Genomic DNA, 19,249 nt, shown 5'->3' on the forward strand with positions numbered 1-19,249 from the left:
AGCGATGAAGACCATTTTGATCGTCGATGACGAATACCTGATCGCCGAGATCCTGGGTTATGCCCTGGAGGACGAGGGTTTCCTGGTGGAAAAGGCCAACAATGGCGAGAAGGCGCTGGATCTGCTGCGCAAGAAGCCTGTTGATCTGGTGATTACCGATTACATGATGCCGAAGAAGAATGGCCAGGAATTGGCCAAGGCAATTCGAAAGGATCCTGCACTGTCGCATTTGCCGCTGATCTTGATGAGCGGCGCGCAAGCCGCGCAAGCGGACGACGATTTGTTCGGTGCGGTATTTCAGAAACCCTTTCATCCCGATGAATTGATTGCCAAAGTGCGGGAGCTGCTGGCCGGCTAAGGGCTTGGCAAGATCCCGCATCGGCGGGCCGATCGGTCAAGCGCATCCGTGCGGCTTCAAGCGATGCAGGTTTCAGTGTTGCTCGTCGTGGGGCTTTTCCGGTGCAGGGCTGCCTGCCTGGATGCGTTTGAAAATCTCCTCGCGATGAACCTGAACATCTTTAGGCGCATCGATGCCGATCCTCACTTGCATCCCTTTGACGCCCAGAATGGTCACTTTGATATTATCGTCGATGACGATGCTTTCGCCGACCTTGCGGGTGAGTATCAGCATGTAGTTCTCCTTGGGTAATAACGAAAACCGTGCGGTCAGTTACCGCTGCGGCGGGAGCGTGTCCCTCTTCCTTCTCATTAAAGACGCTTTCGGAGGATAGTAATTCCCCCGGCAATAAAATCTGTTTCATGTCTCTAGCTGCAGGTGCCGGTTTTACGGGTTGAAGTGCCCCGGCGCAGGTGCTCGGGGGCAAGGATAGGGGGCTTACGCGCAGATGGGAAATTTCTCTGCTTGATAGCACATATAGACCCGCTCAATCGGCCTCCTGCAGTGCCCGCAAAAAGTGCATCAACGTGACTTCTTCAGGCTCCAGGCCTTGGCGAATACGGGCCCGCGGCAGCGCGCCAAGGCGGCCCAGCTGGAAGTGCTCAAGTACTGCCGGGTGGATGTAGCAGCGTCGGCACACTGCCGGCGTGTTGCCCAGTCGTGCGGCAACCTGACGCACAATGGCCGTGACCTGGCGCTTGGCTTCGGTTTCCGGCTCCCAGGCCAATGGCCGTAACAGGTGCAAGGCCAGGCTGCTGCCGGCCCAGGTGCGATAGTCCTTGGCGGTAAAGTCAGCGCCGGTCAGCTGCTGCAGAAACAGGTTGATATCGCTGGAGCCGATGCTGTGCCGCTCGCCGTTGTCATCCAGGTACTGGAATAACGTCTGCCCGGGCAGCTCCATGCAGCGTTTGACCAGGCCGGCCAGCCGCCGATCGCGCAACGTAACGTTGTGCTCCACGCCGCGCTTGCCTCTGAACTGGAAGCGAATGGTACTGCCCTTGACCTCGACATGATCGGAGTTGAGGGTGGTCAATCCATAGGAGTTGTTGTCGCGCATGTACTGGCGATTGCCGACGCGGATCAGGGTCGAGTCGAGCAGGCTGACCACCAGCGCCATGACCTTTTCCCGGCCCAGCCCTGGCCGGCGCAGGTGGGCGTCGAGCTGCTTGCGCAGTTTGGGCAGCACCTGCGCGAAGGCGAGCATGCGCCCGTACTTGTGCTGATCGCGCACTTCGCGCCATTTCTCGTGATAGCGATATTGTTTGCGTCCGCGGGCGTCGCGGCCGGTGGCTTGCAGGTGGCCCTGCGGGTCGGCGCAGATCCACACGTCGGTGTAGGCCGGTGGGATGACCAGCGCGGCGATGCGCGCAAGCGTCGCCTCATCGCGCACCCGTTCGCCGTCCGCGTCCAGGTAAATAAAGCGATCACGCCATCGGCGTCGGCTCAGGCCGGGTTGGCTGTCGTCGACATAGTGCAGGGAACGGGGCAGCGGGCAATCGAGCATGGGGCGGCATCCAGCGACCAGGTGTCTGCTCAATGGACAACGCCGTTGGCGTGGATGCTCAGAGTAAAACAGCGACCGATTTGATTTGCGCCCATAGCGCTTGGCCCGGGTGCACGCCGAGCTGCTCGGCGGAATAGCGAGTGATGCGCGCCAATAAGGCAGTGCCAGCAGCATCCAGGCTGACCAGCAGATGGGCCGGGTTATCGGCGGCGCGCAGCTCACGCACGCGCACGGGCAAGCGGTTGAGAATGCTCGACTGGCTGTCTGCCGCCAAGGCCAGGCTGACATCGCGGGCCTGGATCTTCAGCCGGTGCGTGCTGCCAACCTGCAACGATGGGTGAGCGATACGCAGTGGTTGGCTGTCATTGCCCGGCAAGCGCAGGTCGAACAGTTGATAGTGCGGATCATGGCCAACCACCAGCCCTTCCAGTACCACGCCGGCATCGTCGCTCTGGGCCAACGGCAGGTCCAGCCGCGCCAGTGTCTCGCTGATGGGGCCGCTTGCGAGCACCTTGCCCTGCTCCAGCAACACCAGGTAGTCGGCTAGCCGCGCCACTTCATCCTGGGCATGGCTGACGTAGACCATTGGAATCTGCAGCTCTTCATGCAAACGCTCCAGATACGGCAGGATCTCGCGTTTGCGTGGTCCATCCAGCGCTGCCAATGGCTCGTCCAGCAACAGCAGGCGCGGGCTGCTGAGCAGGGCGCGAGCGATACCGACCCGCTGCGCTTCGCCGCCAGACAAGGTGGCTGGACGGCGCTCGAGCAAATGGCCGATGCCCAGTAGCGCACACGCCTGTTCAAGGCTGACCTTGCGCTGTGCCGCCGGCACCCGGCGCCAGCCGAACTCCAGGTTGGCGCGCACTGACAGGTGGGGGAACAGGCTGGCTTCCTGGAATACATAGCCGATCGGCCGTCGATGTGGGGGGAGGAAAAACCCGCTGGTAGTGTCTTCCCACACTGCACCGTTGACCTCGATATAGGCGCTCGCTGCACGCTCCAGACCCGCCAGGCATCGCAGGCACGATGTTTTGCCCGACCCGGAATGGCCGAACAAGGCGCTGATCCCTGAACCTGGCAGTTGCAGGTCGACATCCAGGGTGAAATCGTCGCGCGCCAGGGTCAGTCGCGCCAGTATTGAAGCACTCATCTCAACTCCAGCCGGACTTGCCACGGCGCCCCGCATACAGCAGGAGCAACACCAGGAACGAGAACACCAGCATGGCTGCGGCCAGCCAGTGTGCTTGTGCGTAGGCCATAGACTCGACATGGTCGAAGATCTGCACCGACACCACGCGGGTCTTGTCAGGGATATTGCCGCCGATCATCAACACCACACCGAACTCGCCCACGGTGTGGGCAAAGCCAAGGATGCTGGCAGTGACGAACCCCGGCCGAGCCAGCGGCAGCACGACATGAATGAACGTGTCCCAAGGGCTTGCACGCAGCGTGGCGGCCACTTCCAAAGGCCTTGAGCCAATCGCGCTGAAAGCGTTTTGCAGGGGTTGCACCACAAACGGCATGGAGTACACCACCGAGCCAATCACCAGGCCGGTGAAGCTGAATACCACGCTGCCCAGGCCGAGCGCCTGAGTGGCCTGGCCCAGCCAGCCGTGCGGGCCGAGGGCGATCAGCAGATAAAAGCCGATCACCGTCGGTGGCAGCACCAAAGGCAGCGCGACCACTGCGCCGATCGGGGCGCGCAACCACGAACGGGTGCGCGCCAGCCACCAGGCAATTGGTGTACCGATAACGAGCAGAATCAGCGTAGTCAGGCTGGCCAGTTTGAAGGTCAGCCAGATCGCTCCGAAGTCTGCAGCATCAAGCGGCATCAGATCTCATAACCGTAGGATTTGATCACGGCAGTGGCCTTGGGGCTTTTGAGATAATCGATAAACGCCTTGGCAGCCGGGTTGTCCTTGCCTTTGTTGAGGATCACCGCATCCTGGCGAATCGGCTCATGCAGGTTGGACGGGACGATCCAGGCCGAGCCATTCTCGACTTTGCCATCCTTGTAGATCTGCGACAGCGCGACAAAGCCCAGCTCAGCGTTGCCGGTCGACACGAACTGGAACGCCTGGGTGATGTTCTGGCCTTCGACGAGCTTGCCCTTGGTGGCTTCAGTCAGTTTCAGCTTGGCCAGCACCTGCGTCGCTGCCAGGCCGTAGGGAGCGGTCTTGGGGTTGGCGATCGACAGGTGCTGGTAGCCATCTTTTTTCAGCACTTCGCCTTGTGCGTCGACGTAGCCTGGCTTTGCAGACCAGAGTGCCAAGGTGCCGATGGCGTAGGTGAAGCGCGAGCCGGCAACAGTCTGCTTTTCCTGCTCAAGCTTGGCCGGAGTGCTGTCATCGGCCGCCAGGAATACTTCGAAAGGCGCGCCGTTGTTGATCTGTGCATAGAACTGGCCCGTCGCGCCGAAGGAGGCCACTAGCTTGTGCCCGGTGTCCTTCTCGAAGTCTTTGGCAATCGCCTGGATCGGCGCGGTGAAGTTGGCTGCGACGGCAACCTGAACTTCATCGGCCCAGGCGTTGGTGCAGGCGAGCAGGGTGGCCGCCGTTGCGGCCAGGTAGGACAAGCGCGTGCGCATCAAGCAACTCTCCGGGAGCAGGTTTTCGTTATATACGAGACTATATAGCGAGAGTCGGCTCTACGGGAAGGGCCATAGTGGCCATCCCTTTCAAGGTCTTCGGAATTAATTCTCGGCTTGAGTCTGCTGGGGCTGCTTTGCAGCCCTTTCGCGACACAAGGCCGCTCCTACAGAGACCGCGCATCTTTGCCTTGCGCTATCTACTGTAGGAGCGGCCTTGTGTCGCGAAAGGGCCGCAAAGCGGCCCCGGGATCTCAAACCAGAGGAAAATTCAGAAAAATACAGAGACCTTGAAAGGAATGGCCATAAAGGCGGAATCAAATCAGCGCCCTAACTGCTCCAGCGCGCGCTCGGCAATGTCTCTGGTCAGCTCTGCCGCAGGCAGGTGTCGACCAAGGCGCAACCCCTGGCCGGCCCACAGATTGCTGAAGTCACTGCTGCCCGCGCTGTCGCTGATCGCTCGCAGCGGCATCAGCGCGCCGCCTGCCAGCGGGAATGCAGGTGCCAGATCGCTCATCGGGCCAAGCTCGCGCATGATGCGGTTGTTGATGCCGCGCGCGGGGCGCCCGGTGAACAGGTTGGTCAGCGCTGTGTCACTGGCGGGGGCGGTATCCAGCGCCTGCCGGTGGGCCGCAGATACCTTCGCCTCCGGGCAGAACAGGTAGGCAGTGCCGATCTGCACCGCCGATGCGCCAAGAGCCAGCGCGGCAACCAGGCCGCGATGATCGGCAATGCCACCGGCAGCGACCACCGGTAGCTGCACCGCGTCAACAATTTGCGGGATCAAGGCGAAGGTGCCGATCTGGCTGGTGATGTCATCGCTGAGGAACATGCCGCGATGGCCGCCGGCTTCGTAACCCATGGCGATGATCGCATCGCAGTCGTGCTGTTCCAGCCAAAGCGCTTCCTGCACCGTGGTTGCGCTCGACAGCACTTTGGCGCCGGTGGCCTTGACCCGCTGCAGCAGGCTGGCAGCGGGCAGGCCGAAGTGAAAGCTGACCACCTGCGGCCGCAGTTCTTCAACCAGTTGGCAGCTGTGCTCATCGAATGGCGCGCGGTTGGATGCCGGCGTCGGCGCGGCGAAATCAGCGCCCAGCTCCTGATAATACGGCTGCAGGGCCTGCTTCCAGCGCAGTGTGCGGGCTGCGTCCGCGGGCGGCGGTTGATGGCAGAAGAAGTTCAGGTTCAAAGGCCGAGCGCAGGCTGCGCGGAATGCTGCCACCTCACTGCGCACCTGGTCGAGGCTGAGCATGGCGCAGGGCAGGGCGGCCAGGCCGCCAGCAGAGCCTACAGCGATGGCCATGGGTGCGCCGGTGGCGCCGGCCATCGGTGCTTGCAGAATTGGCACATCGATGCCGAGCAGATCCAGGATACGGCGGTCTGGCCAGTTGCTCATGTGCACTCCTGTCAACGTCTGTTGCAACTCGGCGGCCCAGCCCGGGCCAGGTTTACAGGGCCTTGCTGACCTTGATGTCGCTGATCTTGGCGACGTCATCGCCATGGATCTGTTGCAGCGCCAGGCGCGCCTGCTCTTCGGAGTTGTCCGGCATCACGGCGAAGTCGAAGCGTTGCTCGCCATCGAGCTTGTATTTGATCACGTACTTGATGTTCTGGGTCATGGCGGGCTTATCTCAGTTGCGACGACGAGCGACGCACGATTTTGATCTTGTGCGTGAAGGTTGGCTTGCGCGTGACCGAAATCGGCCGCGGCGTGGTCGTGTCGAGGGTGATGTTCCAGAAGCCGGTGCTGGGTACGACGATCTTCGCCGGGAACTGGTCGAACGCGCCGCCATGATAGGTATGACGCCCGCCATTCTTGAAGCTGCGGAAGTTGGCGTCGTTCATCAGGCGAATGTTGCAGCGCTGGGAGCACTCGATCACGACAATGTCGTCCTCGTTGAGGTGCTCGCGCTGGTGTACGAATTTCATGTGATGCTCCGCAAAGTTTGTTCGTGCAATTGCGCAAGATATCACGATGTAGCGGTACACTCCCGCCCCTGATGGCTAGGGTAGGGATAAATCCGCCAAAGCAGGGAGCAAACCCACCCGGTTGTTGTCATACACATTCTTTAAAGCAGGCAGAGGTATTCCAATGAAGTGGGCGGTGGCGGCGATGACCTTGACTCTGGGCGGCTGCGTTAGTGTCGCTGAGCTTGAGCAATCGCGAGAAACCATGGATGTGATGTCTGGCAAGGCGCCTCAGGTATACGCCGACTGCGTCAAGGCCGAGTTGGCGAGTAGCCGCGACGAGCTGGTGCAGGAACAGCGCGGCGACGGCCTGCGCCTGATCGTACCGCAGAAGCTCACCGCGGGCACGGGCCCAGCGGCATTGCTGGACATCGACAAGCGTGGCAGCGGCAGCAGCATCAAGCTGCGTGAGCGGCTGAGCAACTTCCCGCTGCGCCTGGGTGATGTGCGCGCAGCCACGACCAAATGCATCTCCGGATCTTGATCCAGCTCAGTTAAACGGCCATTTAGCGGGCCAATTGCCATGTTCTTGTCCAGTAAGCGTTGTTGCCTGCCGGAGGATAAGCCTACTATTTTTGTGCTTATACCTTTTAAGCCTAAGCTTATAACAAGGAAATGGAGCGTTCCGTGATGAATCCGTTGAGTCGTTTTGCGATCAGCACTGCGCTGATCCTGGCCTGGCCCGCGGCGCATGCCGCCGAAGGTCAGAAAATCTTTACCCAGGGTGGGGCCAACCCCGCTGCAATGGCCTGCCTGGGCTGTCATGGCCCCGATGCCAAGGGCATCGCCGCGGCAGGGTTTCCGCGGCTGGCCGGCTTATCCGCCGGTTACCTGAACAAGCAGCTGCAGGACTTTCGCAGTGGCAGCCGCAAGCAGCCGGTGATGGAGCCGCTGGCCAAGGCCTTGAGCGCGCAGGAAGCCAAAGCCGTCAGTGAGTACCTGGCCAGCCTGCCGAGTGACCCAGCCCCTGATCTGCGTCGCCAGCAGATTGCCACCGACCCGGTGTCGCGCCTGGCCCTGTACGGCGACTGGGGCCGGCAAATCCCGGGTTGTGTGCAGTGCCACGGGCCAGGCGGCAGCGGCGTCGGTGAGCACTTCCCGCCACTGGCAGGGCAGCCCGCCGCGTATCTGGTGGCGCAGCTCAATGCCTGGCGCGATGGCAGCCGTAGCAATGACCCCAATCAGTTGATGGTCGGCGTGGCCAAGGCCATGACCAATGCCGAGATCACGGCAGTTGCCGAGTTCTTCGCCCATCCACTGGCCCAGGAGGTCAAGCCATGAAGCCGATCATTGCCACCCTGTTGTTGGCCATGGGCAGTGCTCAGGCTGCCACGCCGATTGCCATGGAAGATCAATCCCAGCTCAAGGTGCCCGGTACGCAGGCTGCCGTGCAGTTCGCGCCGCCCGCTGAAACCCAGATTCCGGACAACGCCTTTGGCCAGATGGTCCGCGAGGGCCATGCCTTGTTTGTCGATACCCGCCGTCTGATGCCCGAGGCCGTGGGCAACGGCATGAACTGCAGCAATTGCCACCTTGATCAGGGCCGTATGGCGTTTTCTGCGCCGCTGTGGGGCGCTTATCCGATGTATCCGGCCTATCGCAAGAAAAACGACAAGGTCAACACCTTTGCCGAGCGCATTCAGGGCTGCTTCCAGTTCAGTATGAACGGCAAGCCGCCTGCGGCGGACAGCCCGCAGATGACCGCACTGAGCGTTTATTCTTACTGGCTGTCGACCAATGCGCCGACCGCGGTCGAGACACCTGGGCGTGGTTATCCCGAAGTGCCTCAGCCCAAGGGTGGGTATGATTTCAAGCGCGGCCAGCAGGTGTATCGCGAGCAATGTGCGATCTGCCACGGTGATCAGGGCGAAGGCCAGCAGGTGGCAGGCGAATACGTGATGCCACCGCTGTGGGGCAAGGACTCCTACAACTGGGGCGCTGGCATGCACCGGATCAATACGGCGGCATCGTTCATCAAGTACAACATGCCACTCGGCAAGCCCGGCAGCCTCAGCGATCAGCAGGCATGGGATGTCGCTGCATGGATCAATCGCCACGAACGGCCGCAGGACCCGCGCCTGGTTGAAGGCTCGGTTGAGAAAACCAGGTTGAAGTTTCATGCCAATGACGGCGTCAACTTGTATGGACAAAAGGTGGATGGCGTGGTGATCGGGCAGGGGACAACCCGGTAACGCTTGCGGTAGGCACTTCTGATACGCGTCTTTTTACCTATGCAATGGCGTGAAAAGGACGCGCATCGGAGCGGGCTCAGGGCGACCAGAGCCCGCGGTCTACGGACCAAACCCGCCGGCAACAGGCTGAATATTTGCGATCCGTTGGAACTAACTACACTGGGGTATCTCTATCATGGCAGCGGTCGCTTCAGGCTGGGCATTGTAAGGTGCGCGCCGCCTGATTAGACTGCGCCGAATTTCGTACGCTAAGCCCTTGTTAAGGACGTATATGATCAAGAAATGCTTGTTCCCGGCAGCCGGCTACGGCACCCGCTTCCTGCCAGCTACCAAAGCCATGCCCAAGGAAATGCTGCCAGTGGTAAACAAGCCACTGATCCAGTATGGCGTCGAGGAGGCACTGGATGCCGGCCTGAGCGAGATCTCCATCGTGACCGGGCGTGGCAAGCGTGCGCTTGAAGACCACTTCGACATCAGCTACGAGCTGGAAAACCAGATCAAAGGCACCGACAAGGAAAAGTACCTGGTCGGTATTCGCCGTCTGCTCGACGAGTGCTCGTTCTCGTACACCCGTCAGACCGAAATGAAAGGCCTGGGCCATGCCATCCTGACCGGCCAACCGTTGATCGGCGACGAGCCGTTTGCGGTCGTGCTGGCGGACGACCTGTGTGTCAACCTCGACGGCGACGGCGTCCTGCAGCAGATGGTCAAGCTGTACAACCAGTTCCGCTGCTCGATCGTTGCCATTCAGGAAGTCGACCCGCAGGAAACCAACAAGTACGGCGTTATCTCTGGCGAGATGATCCGCGACGACATCTACCGGGTAAACAGCATGGTCGAGAAACCAGCCCCGGAAGACGCCCCGTCGAACCTGGCCATCATTGGCCGCTACATCCTGACCCCGGACATCTTCCAGAAGATCCGTGAAACCGAGCCAGGCAAAGGCGGCGAGATTCAGATCACCGACGCGCTGATGAAGCAGGCGCAGGAAGGCTGTGTGATCGCCTACAAGTTCAAGGGCAAGCGCTTTGACTGCGGCGGCGCCGAAGGCTACATCGAGGCGACCAACTTCTGCTTCGAGAACTTCTACAAGGCTGGCAAGGCTTACTAAGCCTGCAGGCTTGCAGCCCGTACTAAAAACAGCCACCCTCTTGGGTGGCTTTTTTGTGGAGTCTGGATTGTGACTTACGATTTTGATCTGTTCGTGATTGGTGCCGGTTCCGGCGGTGTGCGTGCCGCGCGATTCGCGGCGGGTTTTGGCGCCAAGGTCGCTGTGGCCGAGAGCCGCTACCTGGGCGGTACCTGCGTCAATGTCGGCTGCGTGCCGAAAAAGCTGATGGTGTATGCCGCCCACGTCGCTGACGAAATGGAGCAGGCTGCCGGCTTCGGCTGGACGCTGGAAGAGGGGCACTTCGACTGGGGCACGCTGATTGCCAACAAGAATCGCGAAATCGAGCGGCTCAATGGCATTTATCGCAACTTGCTGGTCAACAGCGGTGTAACCCTGCTCGAAGGCCATGCGCGGCTGACGGGCGCCAATGAAGTCGAAATCAACGGTCAGCGCTATTCGGCCAAGCATGTTCTCATTGCTACCGGTGGCTGGCCGCAGGTGCCGGACATCCCGGGCAAAGAGCTCGCGATCACGTCCAACGAGGCGTTCTTCCTCAAGCAGTTGCCCAAGCGAATTCTGGTGGTCGGCGGCGGCTATATCGCGGTCGAGTTCGCCGGTATTTTCCAAGGGCTTGGCAGCGCCACCAGCCTGCTTTATCGCGGCGACCTGTTCCTGCGCGGCTTCGACGGCTCGGTGCGCACTCACCTCAAGGATGAACTGGAGAAGCGTGGCGTCGACCTGCAGTTCAACAGCGACATTCAACGGATTGACCAGCAGGCAGACGGCAGCCTCAAGGCCACCCTCAAGGATGGCCGCGAGCTGCTCACCGACTGCGTATTTTACGCCACAGGCCGCCGGCCGATGCTGGACAACCTAGGGCTTGAGCACACGGGTGTGGAGCTCGATGAGCGTGGCTTCGTGCGCGTCGATGAGCAATACCAGACCACTGAGCCTTCCATCCTGGCGATTGGCGATGTGATCGGTCGGGTTCAACTGACGCCTGTGGCGCTGGCTGAAGGCATGGCTGTAGCGCGACGCTTGTTCAAACCGGAACAGTATCGCCCGGTGGATTACCAGAACATCCCCACTGCCGTGTTCAGCCAGCCACCGATCGGTACGGTTGGGCTGACCGAAGAACAGGCCATTGAAGCTGGCCACAAGGTGCAGGTTTTCGAAAGCCGCTTCCGTGCCATGAAGCTGACCCTCACTGACATTCAGGAGAAGACCCTGATGAAATTGGTGGTGGACGCCGAAACCGACAAGGTACTGGGTTGCCACATGGTCGGGCCGGATGCAGGGGAGATCATTCAGGGCCTGGGTATTGCGCTCAAGGCAGGCGCGACCAAAGCGCATTTCGATGAGACTATTGGCGTGCATCCTACAGCCGCCGAAGAGTTCGTGACGATGCGCACAGCAACGCGCTAAGGCGGCCAGTGGGTTAAGGGCCGACACTGGGGTAGAGACTTTCCTACAGTGGCTGGCGCCTTAACGCCCGTGGCAGCTACCCGATCCGACATCAAGTCATGGACACCTTGCAGATACTGAGCCGGCACCCCAGCGGTGGTGCCGGCCAGGCACAGCCCTGGGCGCTTATCTGAACCAGCAAAGGTGAACATGAATATGGTATCGAAAGCTTCGCTTGCAGCTTGCTGTGCATTGCTTGGGGCCGTCACTTCTGCTCATGCCGCAGATGGCATGATCAACTTCTCGGGAGAAGTACTCGCGGCAACCTGTGTGATCAATGGCGGCAATAACGACCTGGCGGTGAGCTTGCATCCGGTCAACGCCTCGGCCTTGTCGCGGGCCGGCCAGGTTGCCGGTAACAGGCCGTTCCAGTTGCGTCTGAGTGACTGTGCCCCAGGCATCAGTCGTGTCTCCACCTACTTCGAGCCTGGTCCGACCATCAGCCCTGAAGGACGCCTGATCACCGATGCCGGTGGTGCCGACAATGTCCAGCTGCAGCTGCTCAACAATGCCCGCGTTCCAATAAACCTGGCCGGCGCCAACGGTAGCCAGAACTCGCAAATCGTTCCTATCGCCAGCGGCGGTGCGATTTTGCAGTACTCGGTCAACTATTACGCCACGGGTGCGGCCACTCCCGGCCCGGTCAGCTCGCGCGTTCAGTACTCGCTGAACTACCTCTGAATGCTGTCAGGCGGCTCCATCCGGAGCTGCCTTCCAACCCTCTGCGAGTACTCCCTCATGCCATCGTTTGTTCACGCTCGCGTGTGCGGGCTGCTGCTGTGCGCTTTGTTACTGCCCGTCCAGGCCAGCGCCAGTGTGGTAATTGCCACCACTCGGGTGATTTACCCGGCACAGCAATCCGAAGTCACTGTAAGGCTCAGCAATGAAGGTAGTAAGCCTTCGTTGGTCCAGGCCTGGATCGACGACGGCCGTGCGCAAGCGCCACTGGAAGAGCTGGACGTACCGTTCAGCCTGTCGCCACCCTTGTTTCGCATAGACCCCAAGAAGGGCCAGAGCCTGCGCATTGGCAAGCTTGGCCCAGCGCTGCCGGCAGACCGGGAGAGCATGTACTGGCTGAATGTCCTGGATGTTCCACCCAAGGTCGAGGGTAACGTCCTGCAGGTGTCGCTGCGCAGCCGGATCAAGCTGCTGTATCGGCCTGCAGGGTTGAGCGGCAGTGCGGCGCAGGCCCACGGCAAACTGACCTGGAAGGTGGTGCGTGAGGCTCAGGATTGGGTCCTCGAGGCCCATAATCCAACACCCTATTTTGTTAATTTGAGCAGCCTTGGTACGCAACAGGATGGCCGTGAGCTGGAGGGCGAGCCCAGTCACGTACCGCCATTGGCGAGCGCCAGATTTGTCATGCCAGGTCTGCAGCCTGTGCCAGGCACGGCGGTCGTGGTCAGCTATGCAGCCATCGATGACTATGGCGCCTTGCGCGAGGGCACCGGGCTGGCGCATCCATGAAACGCTGGATCCCTTCTTGCGCATTGGCTGCGCTGGCCAGCGGCCTGGCCACCCAGGTGACCCACGCGGTCGAATTCGAAGCCGGGTTTTTGCGGCCCGGCACCAGCCTGGACCTGCAGCGGTACCAGAGCGAGCAAGCAGTACCGGAAACCGAAGTGACCCTCGACATCACCCTCAACCAGCGGTGGATGGGGCGTCATTCGGTCGCGTTGCGGCGCCAGGGCCCCAACCTGCAAGCCAGCGCTTGTTACGGTACGTCACTGTTACAGGCTCTCGGCGTGGACATGGGGCAACTGCCAGCAGCGGTTGCCGAATCGCTGGCAGACGCGCACGCCTGCCTGCACCTGGCGGCATTGCAGTTGGCCGCCAGCGAAGAGCTGAACTTTGCCGAACTCAGCTTGCACCTCGAGATCGCTCAGCAAGCCTTGCTCAGGCAACCGGACGGCTATCTGCCACCCAGCAGTTGGGACTCCGGTGTCACGGCAGGCTTTGTCGACTACCGCATGAACCTGTTCCAGCAGCGTGATCTGCAGCAGCACAGCAGCAGCCGGCAGGGCTATCTCGGCGTGCGTGCGGGCGTCAACACCGGTGCCTGGTACTGGCGCCATGAAGGTAGCTGGCAAGCGGCCAGCGATGGCGGCTCGCGCTATCAGCCTTCAGCGAACTGGGTACGGCGGGATATCCCGAGCTGGTCGGCGCAGTTCACGGCAGGTGATGGTTACAGTGTCGGCGATGTGTTCGAGACAACGGCGTACCGCGGGCTGCAAGTCAGCAGTGATGAACGCATGTTCCCGCAATCGCTCCGCGGCTTTGCCCCGGTGGTACGCGGTGTGGCCAATAGCACTGCACTGCTCAGCATTCGCCAGCGCGGGGTATTGCTGCATGAATCGACGGTGCCGCCAGGGCCGTTCGAGATCGATGACCTGTATGCCAGCGGGGTCAATCAGGACCTGCAGGTGACCCTGCGCGAAGCCGATGGCAGTGTGCGCAGTTTCATCATGCCCTATCAAGCTGCGCCATTGGCATTACGCCCTGGCGCGCATCGCTTCGAACTCAACGGTGGCGTCTGGCGAGACGGTCAAGGCGACACGGGGCCCGCCTTTGTCCAGGGCAGTTGGCAGCAGGGGCTGGATAATCAACTGAGTGTCCACGGCGGCGGCTGGCTGAGTGATGATTATCTGGCCAGTGCCCTGGGGGCTGCGATCAATAGTCAGTTCGGCGCGTTCGGCCTGACCGCGTACCTGTCACGTTCCACGCCTCGGCCGGGGCAGGCACTGCAGGGTCAGGCGCTGCGACTGAGCTGGCGCCATCGGCTCGAATACAGCGCCACCGATCTGGGCCTGAGCCTGACCCAGACCGACAGCCCGGGCTACCAAACCTTCAATGACTTTGCCTTTGCTCGCGCCGATGGCCGCAGCGATCAGGCCCGCTGGCGTGCCAGCGCAAGCCTCAATCAAGACCTCGGGCCTGGCGGCGGTCGTCTCAACTTGAGCGCCATCAGCAGCCAGCGCTGGCGAGGGCAGGCTGGCACTACCAGTTACAGCCTGGGTTATCACAATGCCTATCGCACCCTCGGCTACGGCCTGAACCTGAACCGCGAACAGCGTGTCAATGGCCTCGCGCTCAACAGCCTGACGTTGACGGTCAGCGCCCCGTTGGGCGTGCGCCGAAGCGGCGCGGTCAGCAGCGGCCTGAATCTGGACAGCGAGGGCAAGTCCAGCGCCAGTCTGCGCTGGAGCGCCACTGCCGGTGAACATGATCAATGGGGCTACGGCCTGGCTGCGGTGCGCCAAGGTGGCGCTGACAGCGCCACCGGGTTTGACGCCGACCTGCTGCGCCGCAGCGCTGCGGGCGAACTCAGTGGCTCGCTGGCCAGCCGTCCCGGTCAGCGTCAGGCCGCACTGGGCATGCGTGGTGCGCTGGTGGCCCATGCGCGAGGCGTGACTGCAGCGCCGCCGCTGGGCGAGAGCTTTGCCATTGTCCACGCGCCCGGCGCCGAGTCGGCGCGCATCGCCCAGCATCCCTATATACGTCTTGACAGCCGCGGTTATGCCGTGACGCCGACGCTGACCCCCTACAGCGTCAACAGCGTCGAGCTCGACCCGCGCGGGATGACCGATCAGGTCGAACTGCAATTGACTGCGCAGGCGCTGGTGCCACGCGCTGGGGCTGTGGGGTATCTGCAATTCGCCACCCGCAGCGGTCGCCAGTGGACGCTCGAAGCCCGCCGCGAACACGGCCAGGCGTTGCCTTTTGGCGCGCAGGTAACCGATGTGCATGGCACTGAACTGGGCCTGGTTGGCCAGGGCAGCCGCCTGCACCTGCGCAGTGACGACCAGCAGGCAGCGCTGGATGTGATCTGGGGTAGCGCTGCCGGGCAACGCTGCCGTATCGCCCAGCGCACTGCGGCGCCTGCCCAGGCGCTGGTAGCTGCCTGCCTTGCCCATCCTGAGGATCAAGCATGAAACCTTCGTTCGGCCTGTTTATGTTGAGTCTGCTCATCACCCCATTGGCCGCGGCCGAATGCCGGCTGGACGCGGGCCAGCAGCCGGCGCGCCTGGCGCTGGCATTACCGGCGCAGTTGCAGTTGCCGGCAACGGCCGGCATTGGCCAGGTGCTGTTCAGCAAGCAGGTGCATGGCGCGCCACTGCTGCTGAGCTGCAGCCAACCGGCGCCGTTGCGCGAGGGATGGCTGCACGCGCCAGGCCCAGGCGCCGGGCAGCCGGGGCTGTTGCCGAGCAGCGTCGCCGGTATCAGTGTCAGGCTGCGGCCGCTACCCGGCGAGCGCAGTGCGCTGACCTGGCCGATGAGCGAGCGGCTGTTGCCGGCAGGTGAGCATCGCTTCGGCGGCGGTTATGAGCTGGCGTTGATCAAGACCGGCCCGATCAGTGCAGGTGATCTGCGGCTGCCGGCGGTTGCGGCCGAGGCCTATGCGGGCGCGCAGCTGCTTCAGCGCCTGAGCCTGAGCCCAGCGCTGATCAGCGTGGGCGTGCAGCAGCCGACCTGCCATCTGGACAGCTCCAGTCGGCATACTCAGGTCAGCCTGGGCGTGCAGTCCTGGAGCCGGTTCCGCGGCCTCGGCAGCCAGTCGGCGGCTGTCGACTTCGAGTTGCGCTTGCGCTGCCAGCCGGGTGAAGACGGCCGTCCGGTGCAGGTCATTGCCCAGTTCGAAGATGCCAGCGGGGGAGGCGCCAGTGATCATCTGCAACTGACCGGCGAATCCAGCGCTGCCGGCCTGGGCGTGCGTCTTATGCGCAGTGATGGCGGCTTGCTGCAGTTGGGCGGCGCGCGCCACAGCGTGGCCAGGGTGCGACCTGGTGACGACGTTGTGCGCATAGGCTTGCGTGCGGCGTATGTGCAGATTGCCCGGCAGGTTCGGCCCGGCGTGGCCAGGGCGCGGGCGACTGTGTTGCTGTCCTATGAATGAAAGGATCTATCGAGCTGAGCCGCTTATAGCCAAAACCAATCAGCAGCATGAGCTTTGCCAATGAGCCATCGCCGGTTCAGGTGGTTAGTATTCTCCCCGTCAACCACTTCTTAATCCCATGACGGAGCTTCTCTCATGCCTATCATCAACAGCCAGGTCAAACCGTTCAACGCTACTGCCTTCCACAATGGCGAATTCGTTCAGGTCAGCGAAGCCGACCTGAAAGGCAAGTGGGCTGTCGTGTTCTTCTACCCAGCCGACTTCACCTTCGTTTGCCCAACCGAACTGGGTGACCTGGCCGACAACTACGCCGAGTTCCAGAAGCTGGGCGTGGAAATCTACGGTGTGTCGACCGACACCCACTTCACCCACAAAGCCTGGCACGACACTTCGGAAACCATCGGCAAGATCAAGTACCCGCTGATCGGTGACCCAACCCACGTCATCTCGCGCAACTTCGACGTGCTGATCGAAGAAGCAGGCATGGCTGATCGCGGTACCTTCGTGATCAACCCGGAAGGCCAGATCAAGATCGTTGAAATCAACGACGGTGGTGTAGGCCGTGACGCCAGCGAGCTGCTGCGCAAGGTCAAAGCTGCCCAGTACGTTGCCGCTCACCCAGGCGAAGTCTGCCCGGCCAAGTGGAAAGAAGGCGAAGCCACCCTGGCCCCATCGCTGGACCTGGTTGGCAAGATCTAAGATCGTGCGCCAGTCGCGGGCGGTGAACAGCCGCCACAGCTGAAGTCATCACCGCCCCGCCAAACGCCCGGGCACTTTTGCCTGGGCGTTTTTGTTTACCCTGATTGCTCAAGGAATCGCCCGTATGTTGGACGCCACGCTTAAATCGCAACTGAAAACCTACCTGGAGCGGGTCACCCAGCCGATCGAGATCGTAGCCTCCCTCGACGACGGTGCGAAGTCCCGCGAAATGCACGACCTGCTGGTGGAAATTGCCGGCCTGTCGGACCTGATTACCTTGAACAAGGACGGCAGCGACGCGCGCCGGCCCTCTTTCTCGCTGAACCGCCCGGGTGCTGATATCAGCCTGCGCTTTGCCGGCATCCCCATGGGCCACGAATTCACCTCACTGGTGCTGGCGCTGCTGCAAGTCGGCGGCCATCCGTCCAAGGCCAGTGCCGAAGTGATCGAGCAGATCCAGGCACTGCAAGGCGACTTCACCTTTGAAACCTACTTCTCGCTGTCGTGCCAGAACTGCCCGGACGTGGTCCAGGCGTTGAACCTGATGGCGGTGCTCAACCCCAATGTGAAACACGTCGCCATCGACGGTGCGTTGTTCCAGGACGAGGTTGAAGCACGCAAGGTCATGGCCGTGCCGAGCATCTACCTCAACGGCGAAGTGTTTGGCCAGGGCCGCATGGGCCTGGAAGAGATTCTGGGCAAGATCGACACCAGCTCTGGCACACGCCAGGCCGAGAAGATCAACGCCAAGGACGCTTTCGATGTGCTGGTGGTGGGCGGTGGCCCAGCCGGCGCCGCAGCTGCAATCTACGCTGCGCGCAAAGGCATCCGCACCGGCGTTGCCGCCGAGCGTTTCGGCGGCCAGGTGCTCGACACCATGGCGATCGAGAACTTCATCTCGGTGCAGGAAACCGAAGGGCCAAAACTGGCCTCGGCGCTGGAAGAACACGTCAAGCAGTACGACGTCGACATCATGAACCTGCAACGCGGTGAGGCATTGATCCCGGCTGCTGCTGGCGGCCTGCACGAAGTGCGGCTGGCCAGCGGTGCTTCGCTCAAGGCCAAGACCGTGATCCTGGCAATCGGTGCACGCTGGCGCGAGATGAACGTGCCTGGCGAGCAGCAGTACCGCGCCCGCGGCGTCGCCTACTGCCCGCACTGCGATGGCCCGCTGTTCAAGGGCAAGCGCGTGGCGGTGATCGGGGGTGGCAACTCGGGTGTGGAAGCGGCCATCGACCTCGCTGGTATCGTCGCTCAGGTGACATTGATCGAGTTCGACAGCCAACTGCGTGCCGATGCGGTGTTGCAGCGCAAACTGCACAGCCTGGCCAACGTCAAGGTGATTACCAGTGCGCTGACCACCGAAGTGTTGGGGGATGGCGAAAAGGTCAACGGCCTGCGCTACAAGGACCGCAACAGCGATGAGCTGCATGACATCGCGCTGGAAGGGATCTTTGTACAGATCGGCCTGCTGCCCAACACCGACTGGCTCAAAGGCACGGTCGAGCTGTCGCCGCGTGGCGAGATCATCGTCGACGCCAAGGGCCAGACCAACATCCCCGGCGTGTTCGCTGCCGGAGACGTCACCACGGTGCCGTACAAGCAGATCGTGATTGCGGTGGGCGAGGGTGCCAAGGCCTCGCTGTCCGCCTTCGATCACCTGATCCGCAGCTCCGCACCGGCCTGACGTAGACGCACGGTCCTGCTGGGCTGGCTGGGTTCAGCCTTCCAGCAGGGCCAGGCGTTCTTCCAGTGCTGCAATTCGTGCCTCCAGCGCGCTGATACGTTCTTCAGCGATGCTGGGGGCCGAACTGCGTTCAGGGCCGCCTTGCTGGCGCGCGGCAAGAATAGCCTCGATCTCTGCCGGATCACCCAGCGCGTGGGTATAGCGGTCTTCTCGCTGCCCAGCCTGGCGCGGCAGGTGTACCGCCAGCTCACGTGAAATCAAGCGCTCGAGCTGATGCTGGACCTGTTGGTCATCCTCGAACTCATGCAAGCGGTTGCTGCGGGTCAACAACTCGTTGATCGTCTGCGGCCCGCGCAAAAACATCAAACCCATCAGCACCAGCTGCGCAGGCACCAGTTCCAGCGCCTTGTCTACGCGTTGCTCCCAGCGGTCAGCACGGCTGCCCATCTGCAGTTTGGTGAAACCACGCCCTTCGAGCGCACGCAGTGCCTGGCCGACCTGGCCCTGAGAGAGGTTCATCACCGGTTCGCGGCTGGTCTTCTGGTTACAGGCGACTACCAGCGCGTTGAGGGTGAGGGGGTAGGTTTCAGGGCTGGTGGCCTGCTTTTCGATCAGCGAGCCGAGGATGCGGATCTCGGTGCTGTTGAAGCGGCCTTCACTGGCGTTGTGTTGTTCTGACATGGCCCTGTCTCGTTGCGAGGAAAGGCCACTAGCCTAGGTAAAGCGGCGCCGTTAAGCAATTGCCA

Annotated in this window: 21 protein-coding genes; 12 read left to right on the forward strand and 9 right to left on the reverse strand. The window is 61.9% G+C overall.

Annotated features, from left to right (window positions below; all coding sequences use genetic code 11):
- Nucleotides 1-4 precede the first annotated feature (4 nt).
- A complete protein-coding gene (locus tag ACQZ2L_RS05965) occupies nucleotides 5-358 on the forward strand; it encodes a response regulator (protein ID WP_430325207.1) in 354 nt (117 codons plus the stop codon).
- A gap of 72 nt (nucleotides 359-430) precedes the next feature.
- Here the strand turns inward: ACQZ2L_RS05965 and csrA are convergent, their stop codons facing one another.
- The 8 genes from csrA to ACQZ2L_RS06005 form a co-directional block, all read right to left on the reverse strand.
- Nucleotides 431-631, reverse strand: coding sequence for a carbon storage regulator CsrA (gene csrA / locus ACQZ2L_RS05970; protein ID WP_101320695.1), 201 nt, complete (start codon nucleotides 629-631; stop codon nucleotides 431-433).
- A gap of 253 nt (nucleotides 632-884) precedes the next feature.
- Entirely contained in the window at nucleotides 885-1,901 is a 1,017-nt protein-coding gene (locus tag ACQZ2L_RS05975) for a DNA topoisomerase IB (protein ID WP_430325208.1), read from the reverse strand.
- Nucleotides 1,902-1,959: 58 nt separating this feature from the next.
- On the reverse strand, nucleotides 1,960-3,051 hold the full coding sequence (modC, locus tag ACQZ2L_RS05980) for a molybdenum ABC transporter ATP-binding protein (RefSeq protein WP_430325209.1): 1,092 nt from the start codon (nucleotides 3,049-3,051) through the stop codon (nucleotides 1,960-1,962).
- A 1-nt stretch (nucleotide 3,052) separates the two neighbouring features.
- Nucleotides 3,053-3,733 carry a molybdate ABC transporter permease subunit gene (modB, locus tag ACQZ2L_RS05985; RefSeq protein WP_430325210.1) on the reverse strand — a complete coding sequence of 227 codons (681 nt, stop codon included), beginning with the start codon at nucleotides 3,731-3,733 and terminating at the stop codon, nucleotides 3,053-3,055.
- Nucleotides 3,733-4,488 carry a molybdate ABC transporter substrate-binding protein gene (modA, locus tag ACQZ2L_RS05990; protein ID WP_430325211.1) on the reverse strand — a complete coding sequence of 252 codons (756 nt, stop codon included), beginning with the start codon at nucleotides 4,486-4,488 and terminating at the stop codon, nucleotides 3,733-3,735. Before modA ends, modB begins: the two co-directional genes overlap by 1 nt.
- A gap of 322 nt (nucleotides 4,489-4,810) precedes the next feature.
- Nucleotides 4,811-5,884, reverse strand: coding sequence for an NAD(P)H-dependent flavin oxidoreductase (locus ACQZ2L_RS05995; protein WP_430325212.1), 1,074 nt, complete (start codon nucleotides 5,882-5,884; stop codon nucleotides 4,811-4,813).
- 52 nt (nucleotides 5,885-5,936) lie between these two features.
- A complete protein-coding gene (locus ACQZ2L_RS06000) occupies nucleotides 5,937-6,107 on the reverse strand; it encodes a hypothetical protein (RefSeq protein ID WP_178080774.1) in 171 nt (56 codons plus the stop codon).
- 7 nt (nucleotides 6,108-6,114) lie between these two features.
- Nucleotides 6,115-6,417: a DUF1883 domain-containing protein gene (locus ACQZ2L_RS06005; RefSeq protein ID WP_101320683.1), complete on the reverse strand. Its 303-nt coding sequence runs from the start codon at nucleotides 6,415-6,417 to the stop codon at nucleotides 6,115-6,117.
- Between the two features lie 163 nt (nucleotides 6,418-6,580).
- Here ACQZ2L_RS06005 and ACQZ2L_RS06010 point away from each other — a divergent pair, with 163 nt between their 5' ends.
- From ACQZ2L_RS06010 to ahpF, 11 genes are all read left to right on the forward strand, one after another.
- Nucleotides 6,581-6,940, forward strand: coding sequence for a hypothetical protein (locus ACQZ2L_RS06010; protein ID WP_430325213.1), 360 nt, complete (start codon nucleotides 6,581-6,583; stop codon nucleotides 6,938-6,940).
- Nucleotides 6,941-7,086: 146 nt separating this feature from the next.
- Nucleotides 7,087-7,737: a c-type cytochrome gene (locus tag ACQZ2L_RS06015; RefSeq protein ID WP_430325214.1), complete on the forward strand. Its 651-nt coding sequence runs from the start codon at nucleotides 7,087-7,089 to the stop codon at nucleotides 7,735-7,737.
- A complete protein-coding gene (locus ACQZ2L_RS06020; protein WP_430325215.1) occupies nucleotides 7,734-8,648 on the forward strand; it encodes a c-type cytochrome in 915 nt (304 codons plus the stop codon). Before ACQZ2L_RS06015 ends, ACQZ2L_RS06020 begins: the two co-directional genes overlap by 4 nt.
- 271 nt (nucleotides 8,649-8,919) lie before the next feature.
- Nucleotides 8,920-9,759, forward strand: coding sequence for a UTP--glucose-1-phosphate uridylyltransferase GalU (galU, locus tag ACQZ2L_RS06025; protein WP_101320675.1), 840 nt, complete (start codon nucleotides 8,920-8,922; stop codon nucleotides 9,757-9,759).
- Between the two features lie 69 nt (nucleotides 9,760-9,828).
- Complete coding sequence (gorA, locus tag ACQZ2L_RS06030) at nucleotides 9,829-11,184, forward strand: glutathione-disulfide reductase (protein WP_430325216.1); 1,356 nt, start codon at nucleotides 9,829-9,831, stop codon at nucleotides 11,182-11,184.
- 270 nt (nucleotides 11,185-11,454) lie between these two features.
- Nucleotides 11,455-11,904 (forward strand): fimbrial protein, encoded by a 450-nt coding sequence (locus tag ACQZ2L_RS06035; RefSeq protein ID WP_430325217.1) that lies wholly within the window; start codon nucleotides 11,455-11,457, stop codon nucleotides 11,902-11,904.
- A gap of 57 nt (nucleotides 11,905-11,961) precedes the next feature.
- Complete coding sequence (locus ACQZ2L_RS06040) at nucleotides 11,962-12,690, forward strand: fimbrial biogenesis chaperone (protein WP_430325218.1); 729 nt, start codon at nucleotides 11,962-11,964, stop codon at nucleotides 12,688-12,690.
- Nucleotides 12,687-15,155, forward strand: a complete 2,469-nt coding sequence (locus ACQZ2L_RS06045; protein ID WP_430325219.1) for a fimbria/pilus outer membrane usher protein — start codon at nucleotides 12,687-12,689, stop codon at nucleotides 15,153-15,155. Before ACQZ2L_RS06040 ends, ACQZ2L_RS06045 begins: the two co-directional genes overlap by 4 nt.
- Nucleotides 15,152-16,117 (forward strand): fimbrial protein, encoded by a 966-nt coding sequence (locus ACQZ2L_RS06050; protein WP_430325220.1) that lies wholly within the window; start codon nucleotides 15,152-15,154, stop codon nucleotides 16,115-16,117. The genes ACQZ2L_RS06045 and ACQZ2L_RS06050 overlap by 4 nt, the downstream gene beginning before the upstream one ends.
- 135 nt (nucleotides 16,118-16,252) lie before the next feature.
- A complete protein-coding gene (ahpC, locus tag ACQZ2L_RS06055; RefSeq protein ID WP_101320669.1) occupies nucleotides 16,253-16,816 on the forward strand; it encodes an alkyl hydroperoxide reductase subunit C in 564 nt (187 codons plus the stop codon).
- A 124-nt stretch (nucleotides 16,817-16,940) separates the two neighbouring features.
- Nucleotides 16,941-18,503: an alkyl hydroperoxide reductase subunit F gene (gene ahpF / locus ACQZ2L_RS06060; protein ID WP_430325221.1), complete on the forward strand. Its 1,563-nt coding sequence runs from the start codon at nucleotides 16,941-16,943 to the stop codon at nucleotides 18,501-18,503.
- Between the two features lie 33 nt (nucleotides 18,504-18,536).
- Here the strand turns inward: ahpF and ACQZ2L_RS06065 are convergent, their stop codons facing one another.
- Nucleotides 18,537-19,184 (reverse strand): YceH family protein, encoded by a 648-nt coding sequence (locus tag ACQZ2L_RS06065; protein WP_430325222.1) that lies wholly within the window; start codon nucleotides 19,182-19,184, stop codon nucleotides 18,537-18,539.
- Nucleotides 19,185-19,249 lie beyond the last annotated feature (65 nt).

It is taken from the genome of Pseudomonas shirazensis, from assembly GCF_050496565.1.
GTDB lineage: Bacteria > Pseudomonadota > Gammaproteobacteria > Pseudomonadales > Pseudomonadaceae > Aquipseudomonas > Aquipseudomonas shirazensis_A.